The sequence below is a fragment of the Enterobacter hormaechei subsp. hoffmannii genome, from assembly GCF_001729745.1.
GTDB classification, from domain to species: Bacteria; Pseudomonadota; Gammaproteobacteria; order Enterobacterales; family Enterobacteriaceae; genus Enterobacter; species Enterobacter intestinihominis.
On sequence record NZ_CP017186.1, the window covers coordinates 1728550 to 1745128 of the forward strand.

The 16579-nt window shown below is 54.8% G+C and carries 16 protein-coding genes; 8 read left to right on the top strand and 8 right to left on the bottom strand.

The window, feature by feature from the left end; translation table 11 throughout:
* Positions 1-69: 69 nt before the first annotated feature.
* Complete coding sequence (locus BFV65_RS08105) at positions 70-1143, bottom strand: acyltransferase family protein (protein ID WP_022647756.1); 1074 nt, start codon at positions 1141-1143, stop codon at positions 70-72.
* A gap of 256 nt (positions 1144-1399) precedes the next feature.
* On the opposite strand from BFV65_RS08105, the gene lolC reads away from it, so the two are divergent.
* Genes lolC through cobB form a run of 5 tightly spaced genes read left to right on the top strand, consistent with a single transcriptional unit; the run spans position 1400 to position 6339 of the window.
* Positions 1400-2599 (top strand): lipoprotein-releasing ABC transporter permease subunit LolC, encoded by a 1200-nt coding sequence (gene lolC / locus BFV65_RS08110; RefSeq protein WP_017384712.1) that lies wholly within the window; start codon positions 1400-1402, stop codon positions 2597-2599.
* Complete coding sequence (gene lolD, locus BFV65_RS08115; protein WP_022647757.1) at positions 2592-3293, top strand: lipoprotein-releasing ABC transporter ATP-binding protein LolD; 702 nt, start codon at positions 2592-2594, stop codon at positions 3291-3293. Before lolC ends, lolD begins: the two co-directional genes overlap by 8 nt.
* Complete coding sequence (gene lolE / locus BFV65_RS08120) at positions 3293-4537, top strand: lipoprotein-releasing ABC transporter permease subunit LolE (RefSeq protein WP_038415848.1); 1245 nt, start codon at positions 3293-3295, stop codon at positions 4535-4537. The genes lolD and lolE overlap by 1 nt, the downstream gene beginning before the upstream one ends.
* Positions 4538-4591: 54 nt before the next feature.
* A complete protein-coding gene (gene nagK, locus BFV65_RS08125) occupies positions 4592-5503 on the top strand; it encodes an N-acetylglucosamine kinase (protein ID WP_023299807.1) in 912 nt (303 codons plus the stop codon).
* Positions 5504-5517: 14 nt separating this feature from the next.
* A complete protein-coding gene (gene cobB / locus BFV65_RS08130) occupies positions 5518-6339 on the top strand; it encodes a Sir2 family NAD+-dependent deacetylase (protein WP_069596447.1) in 822 nt (273 codons plus the stop codon).
* A gap of 34 nt (positions 6340-6373) precedes the next feature.
* Here the strand turns inward: cobB and potD are convergent, their stop codons facing one another.
* Genes potD through potA form a run of 4 tightly spaced genes read right to left on the bottom strand, consistent with a single transcriptional unit; the run spans position 6374 to position 10182 of the window.
* Complete coding sequence (gene potD / locus BFV65_RS08135) at positions 6374-7408, bottom strand: spermidine/putrescine ABC transporter substrate-binding protein PotD (protein ID WP_063147622.1); 1035 nt, start codon at positions 7406-7408, stop codon at positions 6374-6376.
* Positions 7405-8196, bottom strand: a complete 792-nt coding sequence (potC, locus tag BFV65_RS08140; protein ID WP_015570805.1) for a spermidine/putrescine ABC transporter permease PotC — start codon at positions 8194-8196, stop codon at positions 7405-7407. The genes potD and potC overlap by 4 nt, the downstream gene beginning before the upstream one ends.
* Positions 8193-9050, bottom strand: coding sequence for a spermidine/putrescine ABC transporter permease PotB (potB, locus tag BFV65_RS08145; protein ID WP_022647763.1), 858 nt, complete (start codon positions 9048-9050; stop codon positions 8193-8195). Before potB ends, potC begins: the two co-directional genes overlap by 4 nt.
* Positions 9034-10182: a spermidine/putrescine ABC transporter ATP-binding protein PotA gene (potA, locus tag BFV65_RS08150; protein WP_164715803.1), complete on the bottom strand. Its 1149-nt coding sequence runs from the start codon at positions 10180-10182 to the stop codon at positions 9034-9036. The genes potB and potA overlap by 17 nt, the downstream gene beginning before the upstream one ends.
* 237 nt (positions 10183-10419) lie before the next feature.
* Between potA and pepT the strand changes: the two genes are divergently transcribed.
* Together pepT and BFV65_RS08165 are read left to right on the top strand one after the other, a co-directional pair.
* Positions 10420-11643: a peptidase T gene (gene pepT / locus BFV65_RS08160; protein WP_032624465.1), complete on the top strand. Its 1224-nt coding sequence runs from the start codon at positions 10420-10422 to the stop codon at positions 11641-11643.
* A 100-nt stretch (positions 11644-11743) separates the two neighbouring features.
* Complete coding sequence (locus tag BFV65_RS08165) at positions 11744-12235, top strand: REP-associated tyrosine transposase (RefSeq protein WP_022647766.1); 492 nt, start codon at positions 11744-11746, stop codon at positions 12233-12235.
* A 92-nt stretch (positions 12236-12327) separates the two neighbouring features.
* Here the strand turns inward: BFV65_RS08165 and BFV65_RS08170 are convergent, their stop codons facing one another.
* The 3 genes from BFV65_RS08170 to phoP all read right to left on the bottom strand — a co-directional run bounded on the left by BFV65_RS08170 (position 12328) and on the right by phoP (position 15676).
* The gene (locus BFV65_RS08170) at positions 12328-13449 is read right to left on the bottom strand and encodes a ribosomal protein uL16 3-hydroxylase (protein WP_069596448.1); all 1122 of its coding nucleotides are present in this window, start codon (positions 13447-13449) and stop codon (positions 12328-12330) included.
* A gap of 91 nt (positions 13450-13540) precedes the next feature.
* Positions 13541-15004 (bottom strand): two-component system sensor histidine kinase PhoQ, encoded by a 1464-nt coding sequence (gene phoQ, locus BFV65_RS08175; protein ID WP_022647768.1) that lies wholly within the window; start codon positions 15002-15004, stop codon positions 13541-13543.
* Complete coding sequence (gene phoP, locus BFV65_RS08180) at positions 15005-15676, bottom strand: two-component system response regulator PhoP (protein ID WP_026094318.1); 672 nt, start codon at positions 15674-15676, stop codon at positions 15005-15007. It abuts the gene before it with no gap.
* Between the two features lie 475 nt (positions 15677-16151).
* On the opposite strand from phoP, the gene BFV65_RS08190 reads away from it, so the two are divergent.
* The gene (locus BFV65_RS08190) at positions 16152-16544 is read left to right on the top strand and encodes a hypothetical protein (protein ID WP_022647769.1); all 393 of its coding nucleotides are present in this window, start codon (positions 16152-16154) and stop codon (positions 16542-16544) included.
* Positions 16545-16579 lie beyond the last annotated feature (35 nt).

Here is a 16579-nt window from a genome sequence, read left to right on the forward strand (position 1 = left end):
CGATCGTTATGCATAAGCAAATCGTAACCGCACAAGAGGAAAAGTGCCCCCGGATGGGGGCAGGGTAGGTTAGCGGCTGGCGAGCTGTGGCGTAAGCCGTGCGGGAGGGGAGAAGAAAAGGTCGCCAAAGAGGGCGGTCGAGAGCTTACGTGCGCCCAGTCCAACCAGCGTGCAGACGAGCAGGCTGACGAACGGATAGACCAGAATCAGCGTTAACTCCGCCCAGATCGGCCAGTACGCCGCATTCATTTCGCGAATCAGGAGCAGGCTAAACGCCTCAATTAAAATGCGGTGGGTGGTATAAATCGCGATGGTGTTTGAACCGATGACGTTCAGCAGATTATTGGGATGAACGGCATAACGCTGCTCGAAGCTGTAAAAGAGCTTCATGATGACCACGATCGACAGCAGTGAGAGCGGCAGAGGAACATTAGCAAACCACAGCACTACCGACACCGCGCCAGAGGCGATAAGTACCAGCCAGCTGCGGCGTAAATTCATCCCTTTCATCCACGTCATCAACTGCGCGCCGTACCATGCGCCGAGGCTGTAGTAGATCATGTTGCGCACCACGCTGTTCATTCCCCACCACGGTAAAGGCAGGAAGTTAATGGCGATGCTTGCCAGCGCCAGAAGCCCCAGCATCGGCAGTTTCCAGCGGCTCAGCAGTTTACAGAGCGTGAAGTAGACCACTAAGGCGTACAAGTACCACAGGCTGGTGCTGGCCGTGAGCATTCCCAGTACAAACCCTGAAACGGAATCGGCGTAGGCCGCATTGGATGCTGTCGCCAGTTCACGCTCGGGGGCGAGCCAGGCATTCAGATGGGTCAGCGCCTGCCATTGCAGGACGCCCCACAGGGCCAGCACCCAGACAATGCTCCAGATCCGCTTGTCGAGACTGGTGCGCCAGTTCACCTCGTCAATATATCGACGAATCAAATAGCCGGAGATGAAGAAAAACACCGGCATACGGAACGGGGCGAGGTAAAGATTAAAGTAGACCCAGCATTTGGCGAGCAGGCCCGATAACGGATGCTGTAGCCCGTCCAGGTGAGGATAAAAGGTGATCACCGAGTGGTAAATCACCACCAGGCAGATGCACAGACCTTTTATCTGGTTAATCCATAATGCTTTTTGTTTCATTGTGTGTGACGACCTTGTTGCCATAAACGAAAGGTCGATTGTTGTAAAATGAAACCCCGATGTAACGGGTAACAGTCTGTATCAGGACGATTTTCGGAAAAGGTGGAGGCTGTATGGCGGAAGTTCAGTCAGTAGCATGATGATTTATCTGAATTTTTCGGAAAAATGATTACCGAATCTTACGGTTTCAGTCATTTACGCTTAGCGGATTCGCTTATATACTCGTGGGTCTGCTATCAGCAAACAGACGGATTTCATGTATCAACCTGTCGCACTCTTCATAGGCTTACGTTACATGCGTGGGCGCGCCGCGGACCGCTTCGGTCGCTTTGTCTCCTGGCTTTCGACTATTGGCATTACGCTTGGCGTGATGGCTCTGGTGACGGTGCTTTCCGTCATGAACGGCTTCGAGCGCGAGCTGCAAAACAATATCCTGGGGCTGATGCCGCAGGCCGTTCTCTCTTCCACTCAGGGCTCCGTTAACCCGCAACAGCTGCCGGAAAGCGCGGTGAAGTTACAGGGTGTCACGCGCGTTGCGCCCCTCACGACGGGCGATGTGGTGCTGCAAAGCGCCCGCAGCGTGGCGGTCGGGGTGATGCTGGGTATCGATCCGGCGCAAAAAGATCCGCTGACGCCGTTCCTGGTCAACGTAAAACAAACCGACCTGGAAGCGGGTAAATACAACGTCATCCTCGGCGAGCAGCTTGCCGGGCAGCTCGGGGTCAACCGTGGCGATCAACTGCGCGTGATGGTGCCCTCAGCCAGTCAGTTTACGCCGATGGGGCGTCTGCCAAGCCAGCGCCTGTTCAACGTGATTGGCACGTTTGCGGCGAACAGCGAAGTCGATGGTTACCAGATGCTGGTTAACATTCAGGACGCCTCGCGTCTGATGCGCTACCCGGCGGGAAATATCACCGGCTGGCGTCTGTGGCTTGATGCGCCGCTGAAGGTGGATACCCTTAGCCAGCAGACGCTACCGGAAGGAACGAAATGGCAGGACTGGCGCGACCGCAAAGGCGAACTGTTCCAGGCCGTGCGCATGGAGAAAAACATGATGGGGCTGCTGCTGAGCCTGATCGTGGCCGTTGCCGCGTTTAATATCATCACCTCGCTCGGGCTGATGGTGATGGAGAAGCAAGGCGAAGTCGCCATTCTGCAAACCCAGGGGCTGACGCCGCGCCAGATCATGGCTGTATTTATGGTGCAGGGCGCCAGCGCTGGCATCATCGGCGCGCTGCTCGGCGCTGCGCTGGGTGCGCTGCTCGCCAGCCAGCTCAACAATCTCATGCCGATTATCGGCGCGCTGCTTGATGGTGCGGCGCTGCCGGTGGCTATCGAGCCGCTCCAGGTGGTCGGTATTGCGCTGGCCGCGATGGCTATTGCGCTGCTCTCTACGCTTTATCCTTCCTGGCGGGCTGCCGCCACTCAACCCGCTGAGGCTTTACGTTATGAATAAGATCCTGTTGCAGTGCGACAACCTGTCCAAACGCTATCAGGAAGGCACTGTGCAGACCGACGTGTTGCACAATGTGAGTTTTAGCGTGGGCGAAGGCGAGATGATGGCGATTGTCGGCAGCTCCGGCTCCGGCAAAAGTACGCTGCTGCACCTGCTGGGCGGGCTGGACACGCCAACCGAAGGCGATGTGATCTTCTCCGGGCAGCCGCTGAGTAAAATGTCGTCTACGGCGAAAGCCGAGCTGCGTAACCGTGAGCTGGGTTTTATCTATCAGTTCCACCACCTGCTGCCGGACTTTACGGCGCTGGAAAACGTGGCGATGCCGCTGCTGATTGGTAAAAAGAAACCCGCAGAAATCAATGCCCGCGCCAGCGACATGCTAAACGCGGTAGGGCTGGGTCATCGCGGGAATCATCGTCCGTCTGAGCTTTCCGGCGGCGAGCGTCAGCGTGTGGCCATCGCCCGTGCGCTGGTCAACAACCCGCGCCTGGTGCTGGCGGATGAGCCGACAGGTAACCTCGATGCGCGTAACGCAGACAGCATTTTCCAGCTTCTCGGCGAACTGAACGCCGCGCAGGGAACCGCGTTTCTGGTGGTCACGCACGATTTGCAGCTGGCTAAGCGGATGGGCCGTCAGCTGGAAATGCGCGACGGTCGTCTGAATGCAGAACTGACGCTGATGGGAGCGGAGTAATGGCTTCACCGTTATCGTTACTCATTGGGTTACGCTTTAGCCGCGGTCGTCGCCGGAGCGGGATGGTTTCCCTTATCTCCGTGATCTCCACCATCGGTATCGCCCTGGGCGTGGCGGTTCTAATCGTGGGCTTAAGCGCCATGAATGGCTTTGAGCGCGAACTGAATAACCGCATTCTGGCCGTTGTACCCCACGGTGAAATCGAGCCGGTTAACCAGCCGTGGTCCAACTGGCGTGATGCCCTGAACAAAGTGGAAAAGGTACCCGGCATTGCGGCGGCTGCACCTTACATCAACTTTACCGGGCTGGTAGAGAGCGGGGTAAACCTGCGCGCCATTCAGGTGAAAGGGGTGAATCCACGTCAGGAGGAGCGTCTGAGCGCGCTGCCTCGCTATGTGCAAAATGGTGCATGGGCAAACTTTAAGGCTGGCGAACAGCAGATCATCATGGGCAAAGGCGTTGCCGATGCACTGAAGGTGAAGCAGGGCGACTGGGTCTCGATCATGATCCCGAACGCCAGCGCTGATCACAAATTGCAGCAGCCTAAGCGCGTGCGTCTGCACGTCACCGGTATTTTGCAGCTGAGCGGCCAGCTCGATCACAGCTTCGCGATGGTGCCGCTGGAAGATGCGCGCCAGTATCTGGATATGAGCGACAGCGTGACGGGCATTGCCATTAAGGTTAACGACGTTTTCAACGCCAATACACTGGTGCGTGACGCTGGCAGTGTGACCAATAACTATGTCTACATCAAAAGCTGGATCGGCACTTACGGGTATATGTACCGTGATATCCAGATGATCCGCGCGATTATGTATCTGGCGATGGTGCTGGTGATTGGCGTGGCGTGCTTTAATATCGTCTCTACGCTGGTCATGGCCGTTAAGGACAAGAGCGGCGACATTGCCGTGCTGCGTACCTTAGGGGCGAAAGACGGTCTTATTCGCGCCATCTTCGTCTGGTACGGTTTGCTGGCGGGGCTGTTTGGTAGCCTCTGCGGCGTGGTCATCGGCGTGGTGGTGTCTCTTCAGCTGACGCCGATTATCAACGGGATTGAGGCGCTTATCGGCCATCAATTCCTGTCAGGCGATATCTATTTTATTGACTTCCTGCCGTCTGAACTGCACTGGCTGGACGTCATTTATGTGCTGGTTACAGCACTTTTACTGAGTCTGCTGGCAAGCTGGTATCCGGCGCGTCGCGCAAGCCGAATTGATCCGGCGAGGGTATTAAGTGGCCAGTAATTTCGTCATGGTTTAGCGGTCTTTTGGCCGCTGAATCAAACAGAGGAATGCATCATGTATTACGGATTTGATATTGGCGGCACCAAGATTGCGCTCGGCGTGTTCGATAAAGACCTTAAGCTACAATGGGAAACCCGCGTGCCTACGCCGCGCGATAGCTACGATGAATTTTTAACCGCCATTGCCGCGCTGGTGGCGCAGGCGGATGAACGCTTTGGCGTCAAAGGCAGCGTCGGCATTGGTATACCGGGTATGCCCGAAACCGACGACGGCACGCTGTATGCCGCCAACGTTCCTGCTGCAAGCGGCAAACCCCTGCGTGCCGATCTTTCTGCTCTCCTTGAGCGCGACGTGCGCTTAGACAACGATGCCAACTGTTTTGCTCTCTCAGAGGCCTGGGACGACGAGTTTCGTCGCTATCCGTTGGTGATGGGGCTGATCCTCGGAACGGGCGTCGGTGGCGGGATTGTCATTAACGGCAAGCCCATTACAGGGCGCAGCTACATTACCGGAGAATTTGGTCATATCCGTCTGCCGGTGGATGCGCTGGACGTCGTTGGTCGTGATTTCCCGCTTACCCGCTGCGGCTGTGGTCAGCACGGCTGCATAGAGAGTTACCTTTCAGGGCGCGGGTTTGCATGGCTTTATGAACACTTCTATCATCAGAAACTTGAGGCCCCTCAAATCATTACGCTGTGGGAGCAGGGAGACGCGCAGGCGCGTGAGCACGTTGAGCGCTATCTTGATTTGCTGGCGGTGTGTCTGGGGAATATCCTGACCATCGTCGACCCGGATCTGCTGGTGATCGGGGGAGGGCTGTCAAATTTCACTGCGATTACGGAACAGCTGTCCGGGCGTTTGCCCCGACATTTATTGCCGGTCGCCCGCGTGCCGCGCATTGAGCGTGCGCGACACGGGGACGCAGGAGGCATGCGCGGAGCCGCATTCCTTCATCTCACCGATTAGTTTACGAGGTTACTATGCTGTCGCGTCGCCAGGGTCGACTCAGCCGTTTTCGCAAAAATAAACGCCGCTTACGTGAACGCCTGCGTCAGCGGATCTTTTTCAGAGACAGGATGATGCCAGAAGCGATGGATAAACCCAGAGTGGTGGTGTTGACCGGGGCGGGGATCTCCGCCGAATCCGGTATTCAGACCTTCCGCGCGGCGGACGGGCTGTGGGAAGAACACCGAGTAGAAGATGTGGCGACGCCGGAAGGTTTCGCCCGCGATCCGGCGCTGGTTCAGGCGTTTTACAACGCCCGTCGTCGCCAGCTTCAGCAGCCGGAGATTGCGCCAAACGCGGCGCACCTGGCGCTGGCAAAGCTGGAGGAGGCGCTGGGGGATCGTTTTCTGCTGGTGACGCAAAACATCGACAATCTTCACGAAAGAGCCGGAAACCACAACATCATTCACATGCACGGCGAACTGCTCAAGGTGCGGTGCGCATGGAGTGGGCAGGTGCTGGAGTGGAAAGAGGACGTGCTGGACGAAGACCGCTGCCACTGCTGTCAGTTCCCTTCGCGTCTGCGTCCCCATGTGGTCTGGTTTGGCGAAATGCCGCTGGGAATGGATGTGATCTACAGCGCCCTGGCCATGGCGGACGTCTTTATCGCCATTGGTACCTCAGGACATGTCTATCCGGCAGCGGGGTTTGTTCACGAAGCACGACTGCAAGGTGCCCATACGGTGGAGCTTAATCTTGAGCCAAGCCAGGTCGGGAGTGAGTTTGAAGAGAAGCATTACGGTCTGGCCAGCGAGGTGGTGCCTGCCTTTGTGGATAAACTCCTGAAGGGGCTGTAAGGGTAACGGGCGACCTTGCGTCGCCCGTTGTGCATTAACGGCCTGCTTTTAGCTTCTGATAATACTCTTCATACAGGCGGCTCGCGTCACCGACGTCGTTCTGCCATTCCCCTTTGCTGATGGTTTCAGCGTCCGGATAAAGCGATTTATCATTCGCCACTTCAGGACTTAACAGCTTCCGCGCGGCCAGGTTTGGTGTCGGGTAACCAATAGTTTCCGCCACCTGTTTTGCCACATCCGGGCGCAGCAGGAAGTTAATCAGCTTCAGGGCGCCATCGACGTTTTTCGCATTAGCCGGGATCGCGAGGCTGTCCATCCAGAAGATGCCGCCCTCTTTCGGCCAGACCACCTCCAGCGGCGTACCGGCCTGACGCGCCACAAACGCAGAGCCGTTCCAGACCATCCCCAGATTCACTTCACCTTCCATATACGGGTTAGCCGGGTTATCCGAGTTGAACGCCGCCACGTTTGGCATCAGCTTTTTCAGTTCGTTATACGCCGCTTCGATCTCTTTCGGATCGGTGGTGTTGCCGGAGTAGCCGAGTTTACGCAGCGCAATCTGGAACACTTCGCGCGCATCATCGGTTAACAGCAGGCTGCTTTTGTATTCCGGCTTCCACAGGTCAGCCCAGGATGAAACCGTTTTTGGATCAACGGCATCCCTGTTGACGCCAATTGCCGTCGCGCCCCAGATGTACGGAATGGAATAATCGTTGTTCGGGTCGAATGGCTTGTTTAGCATCTCAGGATCGAGGTTTGAAAAATTGGTTAGCTTCGTTTTATCGATCTTCTGGATCATGCCTTCTTTGCGCATCTTGTCGACGAAATAGGTCGACGGCACCACCAGGTCATACGCGCCATCTTTATAGGTTTTGAGCTTGGCGTACATGGTTTCATTCGACTCGTAGGTCGAATAGATCACCTTGATGCCCGTCTCTTTGGTGAACTGCTCCAGCAGGCCCGGCGGCACATACTCGGTCCAGTTGTAGAAATAGAGCGTTTTGCTGTCATCAGCATGCGCGGCACCCATTCCGAGCACCAGTGCCGCAGCGGCAAGCATTTTTTTCATTTCTGTGTCCCCTGAGATTTTGTTTTATCACGAGCAATAACCTGGCTGGCAATCACCAGAACCAGCGATAACACCAACAGAATAGTCGCCAGCGCGTTCACTTCGGGTGAAACACCGACTTTCACCATTGAGTAGATCTTCAACGGCAGAATTTCGTAGCTCGGCCCGGTGACGAAGGAGGACACGACCACGTCGTCCATCGACAGGGTAAAGCTGAGCAGCCATCCGGCTGCCACGGCAGGCATCGCCAGCGGCAGGATGATTTTGCGAAGAATGGTCATCTCGCTGGCTCCCAGATCCTTCGCCGCTTCCAGCATGCGTACGTCGAACCCTTTCAGTCGCGCGTAGACGGTTACCACCACAAACGGCAGGCAGAAGGTGATATGCGAAAACAGCAGCGACCAGAAACCGAGCTGGACGCCCAGCAGCATAAACAGCACCAGCAGTGAAATGGCCATCACGATGTCCGGGGACATCATCACCACAAACAGCATACCGCTGACGAACGGCTTACCGCGAAAACGGTAGCGGTACAGCGCCACGGCGGTCAGCGAGCCAATCAGCGTCGCGAAGGTGGCAGAGAATACCGCCATCGTCAGCGAGTGCTGAGCGGCCTGTAGCAGGCTGTCATTGTTCATCAGCAGGCCATACCATTTGGTGGTAAACCCTTGCCAGTTGATCCCGAAGCGTGAACTGTTAAAGGAGTTCACGATCAAAATGATTATCGGAATATAAAGATACGCATAAATGGCGGTCATAAAACCGCCGCGAAGCAGTCGACCGATCATTCCAGCTCCACCTTCTTATTCAGCAGGCGTGAGGCACGCCAGTAAACCAGCAGCATCAGCCCCATTACCACCGTCAGCGTAATGCTGGTGGCCGAGCCGAACGGCCAGTCGCGGATGTTCAGGAACTGGCTCTTGATCACGTTGCCGATCAGCAGGTTTTTCGCCCCGCCCATCAGGTCCGACACGTAGAACAGGCCCATCGCAGGCAGCATGACCAGCAGACATCCGGCAATAATGCCCGGCATGGTCAGCGGGATAATGATGCGGATAAAGGTTTGCAGCTTGCTGGCCCCTAGGTCTCTCGCGGCTTCCAGAAGTGGTTTATCAAGCTTTTCAATACTTGAGTAAAGCGGCATCACCATAAACGGCAGCAGGATATAGACCAGGCCGACGATCACCGCGCTCGGGGTGAACATAATGCGGATCGGCGTATCAATAACCCCAAGCCACAGCAGAAACTCGTTCAGATAACCTTTGGTGCTGAGGAAGATTTTCAGCCCGTAGATGCGGATTAACGAGTTGGTCCAGAATGGCACAATCAGTAAAAACAGCAGCAGCGGACGCACTTTTTGCGGCAGGCGAGCCAGGAACCACGCGAACGGATACCCCAGCACCAGACAGGCAACGGTGGCAATCAGCGCCATATTGAGCGAGTGCAGCAGCACGTCAAAGTAGAGCGGATCGAGCAGGCGTGCGTAGTTGTCCAGCGTAAAGACCATCGCGACGAAGTTCGCGTCGTCGCGGGTCAGGAAGCTGGTTACGATGATCATCAGGTTGGGAAGAAAGACAAACAACACAAGCCAACCGACGATCGTGGCAATCACCACATTCTGGAACTTACTTGTGTTCTTCATCAGCCAGTACAACCTCCCAGCTTTCTACCCAGTTGATGACCATCTTCTGATCCAGCGAGTGGTCGAAGTCCGGATCGTCCTCGTTGAAGAACTCACTAACCATCACCATTTTGCCGTTTTCCAGTTCCACAACGGATTCGAGGGTCATCCCTTTGTAGTTGCGTTCGCGAACGTAACCGATCAGACCTTCGGCGTCAGCCGTGTCGTGGATCTCATCGACGCGAAGATCTTCCGGGCGCAGCAGAACGTTGAGCCTTTGTCCCTTTTCCACGGCAAAGTTCACCGTGATGTTGCATTCGCGGCCTTCCACGTTGGCGAGCACGCGCTGCTCGTCCAGACGCTCAATCACCGTGGCGTTGAAAATATTGATTTCGCCAATGAAGCTGGCGACGAACAGGTTTTTCGGCTCCTCGTAAATTTCACGCGGCGTGCCGTCCTGCTCAATCTTGCCCTCACGCATCACCACGATACGGTCTGACATAGTCAGGGCTTCTTCCTGATCGTGAGTGACAAACACGAACGTGATGCCGAGCTTACGCTGAAGCGCTTTCAGCTCGTTCTGCATCTGCTTGCGCAGCTTGTAGTCCAGCGCGGAGAGGGATTCATCCAGCAGGAGCAGGCGTGGTTTGTTGACCACGGCGCGGGCAATAGCCACACGCTGCTGCTGACCACCAGAAAGTTGATGCGGCTTGCGCTGGGCGAATGCCTCCAGCTGCACCATGCGCAGGGCTTCGGTAACGCGCGGCGGGATCTCGCTGGCGGGTGTTTTTTGCATCCGCAGGCCAAACGCCACGTTCTCAAACACGGTCATGTGCGGGAACAGGGCATAGCTCTGAAAGACGGTATTGACGTGGCGATCTTCGGCAGGGACCTGGGTAATGTCCTGGTTCTCAAGATGGATATGGCCGTTATCGACGCTTTCCAGCCCGGCAATAAGGCGCAGGACGGTGGTTTTGCCGCAGCCGGAGGGGCCAAGCAGCGTGAGAAACTCACCGTCATTGATGGTCAGATTAAGATCGGAAATGACATCTTTGCCATCGAAACTTTTACGAATTCGTTCCAGTTGCACCAGCGGTGAAAGGGAACGGGGTTGTGTATTCAATTTTCGCGCTGTCCCATATAGACGCCTCAGGCAGCAGACTGAAGCGGGGTTTGTGTGTAACCACCTTGGTGACTCGTAATGAGGGCGGACATTCTACGGCAAACCCATTGAATCGCCAATCCTTCTCACTTATTCATAAGCTACATTTATTAACGCAGAACGATATAAACGTAAAAAGTTCTCGTTTGCGGGATAAAAGTGACCTGACGCAATATTTGCGTTTTGCTGCTTAATGATAATGTTGTCACAAAAAGTGAGGGTGACTGCATGGATAAACTACTTGAGCGTTTCTTACATTACGTTTCGCTGGATACCCAATCTAAGCCGGGGGTCCGACAGGTGCCAAGCACCGAAGGCCAGTGGAAGCTGCTAAATCTGCTGAAAGAGCAGCTGGAGGCCATGGGGCTGGTTGATGTCACGCTCAGTGAAAAAGGGACCGTGATGGGAACGCTGCCGGCCAACGTTGAGGGAGATATCCCGGCGATTGGCTTTATTTCTCATGTCGATACCTCACCTGATTTTAGCGGTAAACACGTTAATCCGCAGATTGTTGAAAACTACCGCGGCGGAGATATTGCGCTGGGCATTGGCGACGAAGTGCTGTCGCCGGTGATGTTCCCGGTACTGCATCAGCTGCTGGGGCAGACGTTAATCACCACCGACGGCAAAACCTTGCTGGGGGCCGATGACAAAGCGGGTATCGCCGAGATCATGACGGCGCTGGCGGTGCTGAAGGGCAAAAATATCCCACATGGCGATATCCGCGTGGCCTTCACGCCGGATGAAGAGGTAGGAAAAGGCGCGAAACATTTTGACGTTGAGGCGTTTAACGCTCAGTGGGCCTACACCGTCGACGGTGGCGGCGTGGGTGAACTTGAGTATGAAAACTTTAACGCGGCATCGGTGACGATCAAAATCGTCGGGAATAACGTGCACCCGGGCTCTGCGAAAGGGGTGATGGTGAATGCGCTGTCGCTGGCTGCGCGTATTCATGCGGAAGTTCCTGCCGAAGAGAGCCCGGAGATGACGGAAGGGTATGAGGGTTTTTATCATCTGACCAGCATCAAGGGGAACGTGGACAGCGCGCAGATGCACTATATCGTCCGCGATTTTGACCGCAAAGCCTTTGAAGCGCGCAAGCGTAAGATGATGGAGATCGCGAAAAAGGTCGGCAAGGGGCTGCACCCGGATTGCTATATTGAGCTCATCATCGAAGACAGCTATTACAATATGCGCGAGAAGGTGATGGAGCATCCGCACATTCTTGATATCGCCCAGCAGGCGATGCGCGATTGTGATATCGAGCCGGTGATGAAACCGATCCGTGGTGGAACCGATGGTTCGCAGCTGTCATTTATGGGCCTGCCGTGCCCGAACCTGTTTACCGGTGGATATAACTACCACGGCAAGCATGAGTTCGTGACGCTGGAAGGGATGGAAAAAGCGGTGCAGGTGATTGTGCGGATAGCAGAGTTAACCGCGAAGCGGTAAGAAAAAGCCCGGTGGCGCTGCGCTTACCGGGCCTACAGTAAAGGCTTTTGTAGGCCGGGTAAGGCGTAGCCGCCACCCGGCACATGAACAGGGAGTTCAAATGTCAAACTACCGCCGCCACTACATCCCCGGTGGGACCTGGTTTTTCACCGTCAATCTGCAAAACCGCCAGAGCGATTTACTTACCCGCCACATCGACAGCCTGCGTTCCGCTACCGCCACGGTTAAGCATGCGAAGCCCTTCACCATTAACGCCTGGGTTATCCTGCCTGAACATATGCACTGTATCTGGACCTTACCGGAAGGGGACAGTGACTTTTCAGCGCGCTGGCGCGACATCAAAAAAATGTTTAGCCGCAACATTGAGATGCGCCACGTCTGGCAGCCGCGTTTCTGGGAACACACTATTCGCAATGAACAGGATTACCGGCGGCATATGGATTACGTCTACATCAATCCGCTGAAGCATGGCTATGTCGGGAAAGTCGTCGACTGGCCCTATTCAACGTTTCATCGGGACGTGCGGGAGGGGTTATATCCGGCAGACTGGGCGGGTGAGATTGAGGATTTTGCGGCGGGGGAGCGGAAGTAAAAAAAGCCCGGTGGCGCATCGCTTACCGGGCCTACGGGAACGGCTTTTGTAGGCCGGGTAAGGCGTAGCCGCCACCCGGCAAACATCATGACTCAGTCCTCAAAAAACCAGTACCCGCTGTTCACCAGCGCGGCCAGCATAGCGAGGAAGGAGGGATCGTCCAGCGCGTCACCAAAGGTATCCGCAGACAGCACCATATGGCTGGCAATCGCTTCCAGTGCCGGACGGTGTGGAGAGTCCAGGCGCTCGCCGTTGACGAATACCTCTTCGCCAATGCGCAATACACGTAATCCGCCCAGACGAACCAGCTTATCGCCCTGCTGGAGGGCATCATAAATTTCATCTGCCTGATACGGCGGCTCTGGCGGTGCGACGTCCAGTTCGTGACGCGACTGGCTGATAAACTCGCCAAACCACGGTCTGAAGTGCTCCGGTTCGTTGATCAGATCCAGCATCATACCGCGCAGCTTATCCAGCTCCTCTGGCAGAATATCGGCCGGGTGCTCACGCGCCAGAACATCCGGATCGCTGTAACGATGGCTGCCCAGCTCGCGCTGTAAAACATAGTCAGCGAATCCGCTGATCATCTCGCGGCCGCTTGGCGCGCGGAAACCAACCGAATAGTTTAGCGAGTTTTCCAGGGAATAACCTTCATGCGGGAAGCCTGGCGGGATATACAGAATGTCGCCTGGCTCCAGCTCTTCATCAATGATCCCTTCAAACGGATCAACCTGAAGCAGATCCGGGTGCGGGCAGTGCTGCTTCATTGGCACTTTTTCGCCCACTCGCCAGCGACGGCGACCGGTACCCTGAATGATAAACACGTCGTACTGATCAAGATGCGGACCCACGCCGCCACCGGGAACAGAGAAGGAGATCATCAGATCGTCCATTCGCCAGTCTGGGAGGGCGCGGAAGGGACGCATCAAGGCTGCGGTGGGTTCGTGCCAGTTGTTGACCGCCTGCACCAGTAAAGACCAGTTGCTTTCGCCCAGGTGATCGTAGCTTTCAAAGGGACCGTGGCTTACCTGCCATTTCCCGTCCTGATGGCTCACCAGACGGCTGTCTACCTCGTTTTCCATCGCCAGACCAGCGAGTTCGTCAGGAGAAATAGGGTCGATAAAATTGCTGATCCCGCGTTTAAGAACGACCGGGCGTTTTTGCCAGTAACGTTCAATAAATTCGGGCCAGTTAAGCGTTAATTGATAATCCATATTTTTGTATTCCGCAGGCTCTTACTGAGACGGATTATAACGGAAGCACCGACCCCTGGCTGCGAGATCCGCGTATTTTTCACATTTCGGGTTAACTATCGTTCAATACGGGCTGTTGGCGGCCAAAAATGACTTCCATACGGGCACCGCCCAGCAGACTTTCGCCGGTTTCAATCTTGCCCTCGTACTGATCGACAATTTCCCGGGCGACGGATAATCCGACACCCTGGCCCGGGCGCAGCGTATCGGCGCGCTGACCGCGATCGAATACCACTTCGCGTTTATTATGGGGAATGCCAGGACCATCATCCTCAACGATAATATGCAGTTCGTTATCCGTTACGCGCGCGGACACCTCGACAAACTCCAGACAATATTTGCAGGCGTTATCGAGCAGATTTCCCATCACTTCCATAAAGTCATTCTTCTCGCCAACAAAGCTTATTTCCGGTGAGATATCCAGACTGATGTTTACCCCTTTACGCTGGTAAACCTTGTTCAGCGCAGAGGTGAGGTTATCCAGCAGCGGGGCTACCGGGTGCAGTTCACGGCTCAATAAGGCGCTTCCGGAACGCATGCTCGCGCGGTGCAGGTAATAACCAATCTGCTGTGAAATACGGCTGATTTGCTCCAGCATTACCGGCTCGGCGTCATCCACGCTCATTTTCGAACTGCGCATTGAACGCAGTGTACTTTGCATCACTGCCAGCGGGGTTTTCAGGCTGTGCGTAAGATCGGTGAGCGTCGTGCGATACTTGTCGTAACGTTCACGTTCGCTTTTCAGCAGGCGGTTGAGGTTGCGCACCAGGCTGGTCAGTTCGCGTGTAGTTTCAGGGTTAAGCTTCTCGCGGTGATGTTCCTCCAGCTCGCGCACCTCTTTGGCAAGGGATTCAATCGGGCGGAGGCTCCACCACGCAGCAACCCACAGGAGAGGGATCACCAGCAGCAGGTTGGCAGCCAGAACGTACACGAACCAGTTCCAGACCATATACGAACGTTTTAGCTCAACCGGTATCGTATCGATCACTACAATGGTCAGCTGCGGCATGTTCAGAGTGGCGGGATACAGGTTGATGGCCACCGAGTGGGTCATCTCCGTGTCGTCATCTTCAGCGCGGATCTCATTGAGCTTGTTCTGTAACGCCCGATCGTCACGCAGCAGGATGCTGGTAGAGTTGAGGTCGGCTTCTATTTCGTGAAAACCATTGGTTTTAAGCCATTCCGGACGGATGCGCTTTTTCAGCCAGGGGACGTCGCGCTGCGCCCACAGCAATTTTCCTTTTTCATCGTAAATGAGTGCCAGCGTTGGGCTCTGCTGGTTCAGGTTTTCCGGCATCTCGACGGTGATTTGGTTGTTCTCCCATTTCGCGAGGGTATAGAACAGATTACTTTCGCCGCGAAGCAGGCGGAAGGTGGTTTTATCGAAGCTTACGCTGTACCCGACCAACGCCACCATTCCGTAAGAGAGGGACAGCACGAGCACGACGGCGGCGGTTGCCAGCAGAAAGCGAACCCGCAGTGAAAGGGGTAAAATGTGGCGCAAAATCCCTTTCATTTAGCGTAATTCGAACAGGTAGCCCTGACCACGCACGGTGGTAATCACGTCGTGCGGGTACTGTGCCTGAATTTTTTTGCGCAGGCGGCCCATCAGCACGTCAATGGTGTGGCTTTCGCGCAGTTCGGCATCCGGATAAAGCTGAAGCATCAGGGAATCTTTGCTCACCACTTTACCGTTGTTACGGATCAGCGTTTCCATGATGGTGTATTCGAATGCGGTCAGCTTGATTACTTCATCATTTATTGAAAATTCGCGGCGGGAGAGATCCACCTGGAACGGCGGCAGAGAGATCACCTGTGACGCCAGCCCGCTGTTGCGGCGCAGCAGCGCCTGCATACGCGCGGCGACTTCTTCAATATGGAAGGGTTTGGTCACGTAGTCATCTGCGCCTGCGCTCAACACTTCAACCTTGTCCTGCCAGCCTTCGCGAGCAGTCAGCACCAGTACCGGCAGGGAAACGTCATGGCTACGCCAGCGGCGGATAAGAGATAATCCGTCTTCATCCGGCAGCCCTAAATCGACAATGGCGATGTCCGGCAGGTGTTCATTGAGATAATAATCGGCCTCTTTTGCGTCTTCAGCATCGTCCACCTGATGACCCATCTCCTGAAGTTGAACTTTCAGGTGATGACGTAGCAATGCGTTATCCTCAACAACCAGTACGCGCATCATCATTTCTCCCTTTATAAATGGTATGAATAGTTTAACGCTGATTATCCAGGTTGACACCAGCGTTATGAAATTAAATGATTTTTTTCATGCTTCCGAAGACAGGTGGCATTACGCCAGGCATCTGATTATTAAGTATGTTGACCTGATCCTGTTTCATATCGCCCACCCACCTCACATAAGCCTTATACGCCCCCAGAAGGCGCGGGTAATATAAACTGACTTGTTTTCGCACGCTTTCGCAATCCGGATAAAACATCCATCCGTTTATGAACGGTTGAAGGCGAGTCGCTTTTTTGACAGAACGGGCACGCCAGTTTTGTAAAGATTGCCCTTTTTTTTGTAAGGATGTTCTCACTATGGCTGTCTTTGTCTACGCTTATTTTATGGTGCGAAATTAGATTTGCATAAGATGTGCCAGAAAATCAGCATTTTTACACAACAAAACAGCAATATAGCGAGTAAAGAGGATTCTATGGAATGGAAGGTTGTTGAGACTATTGCGAGCCCGGAAAGTGGAACCATCTTTTGCAAAGTTGAAACACAATATGGCCTGAATTATATCCTTTGGCTAAAAGGGGATTATTACGTTCGTGCCGGTGAAATCATCACCACCTCAAACCAGGGTATCCTGATTAACGATCGGCGGCGTAGGGTATGGATAGCGCAGGCAATGCCCTATACATCAATAGGCTGGATGGGGTTCAAACAGAAAAACGCGTGTCCAGGTAACCGGCAGGAGATGGATCGGCCATGCACGGTTGAGACCCCGTGCCAGTTCAGGCTGTGCCCGTTCGGCTTAAAACGATATATTCCGGAAAGTTATTCCACGGCGAAAAATAACAACCAGCCTGACAACAGGTTGTAATCCCGGCAGAGCCTGTAACGGGGTGTGAACGTCGA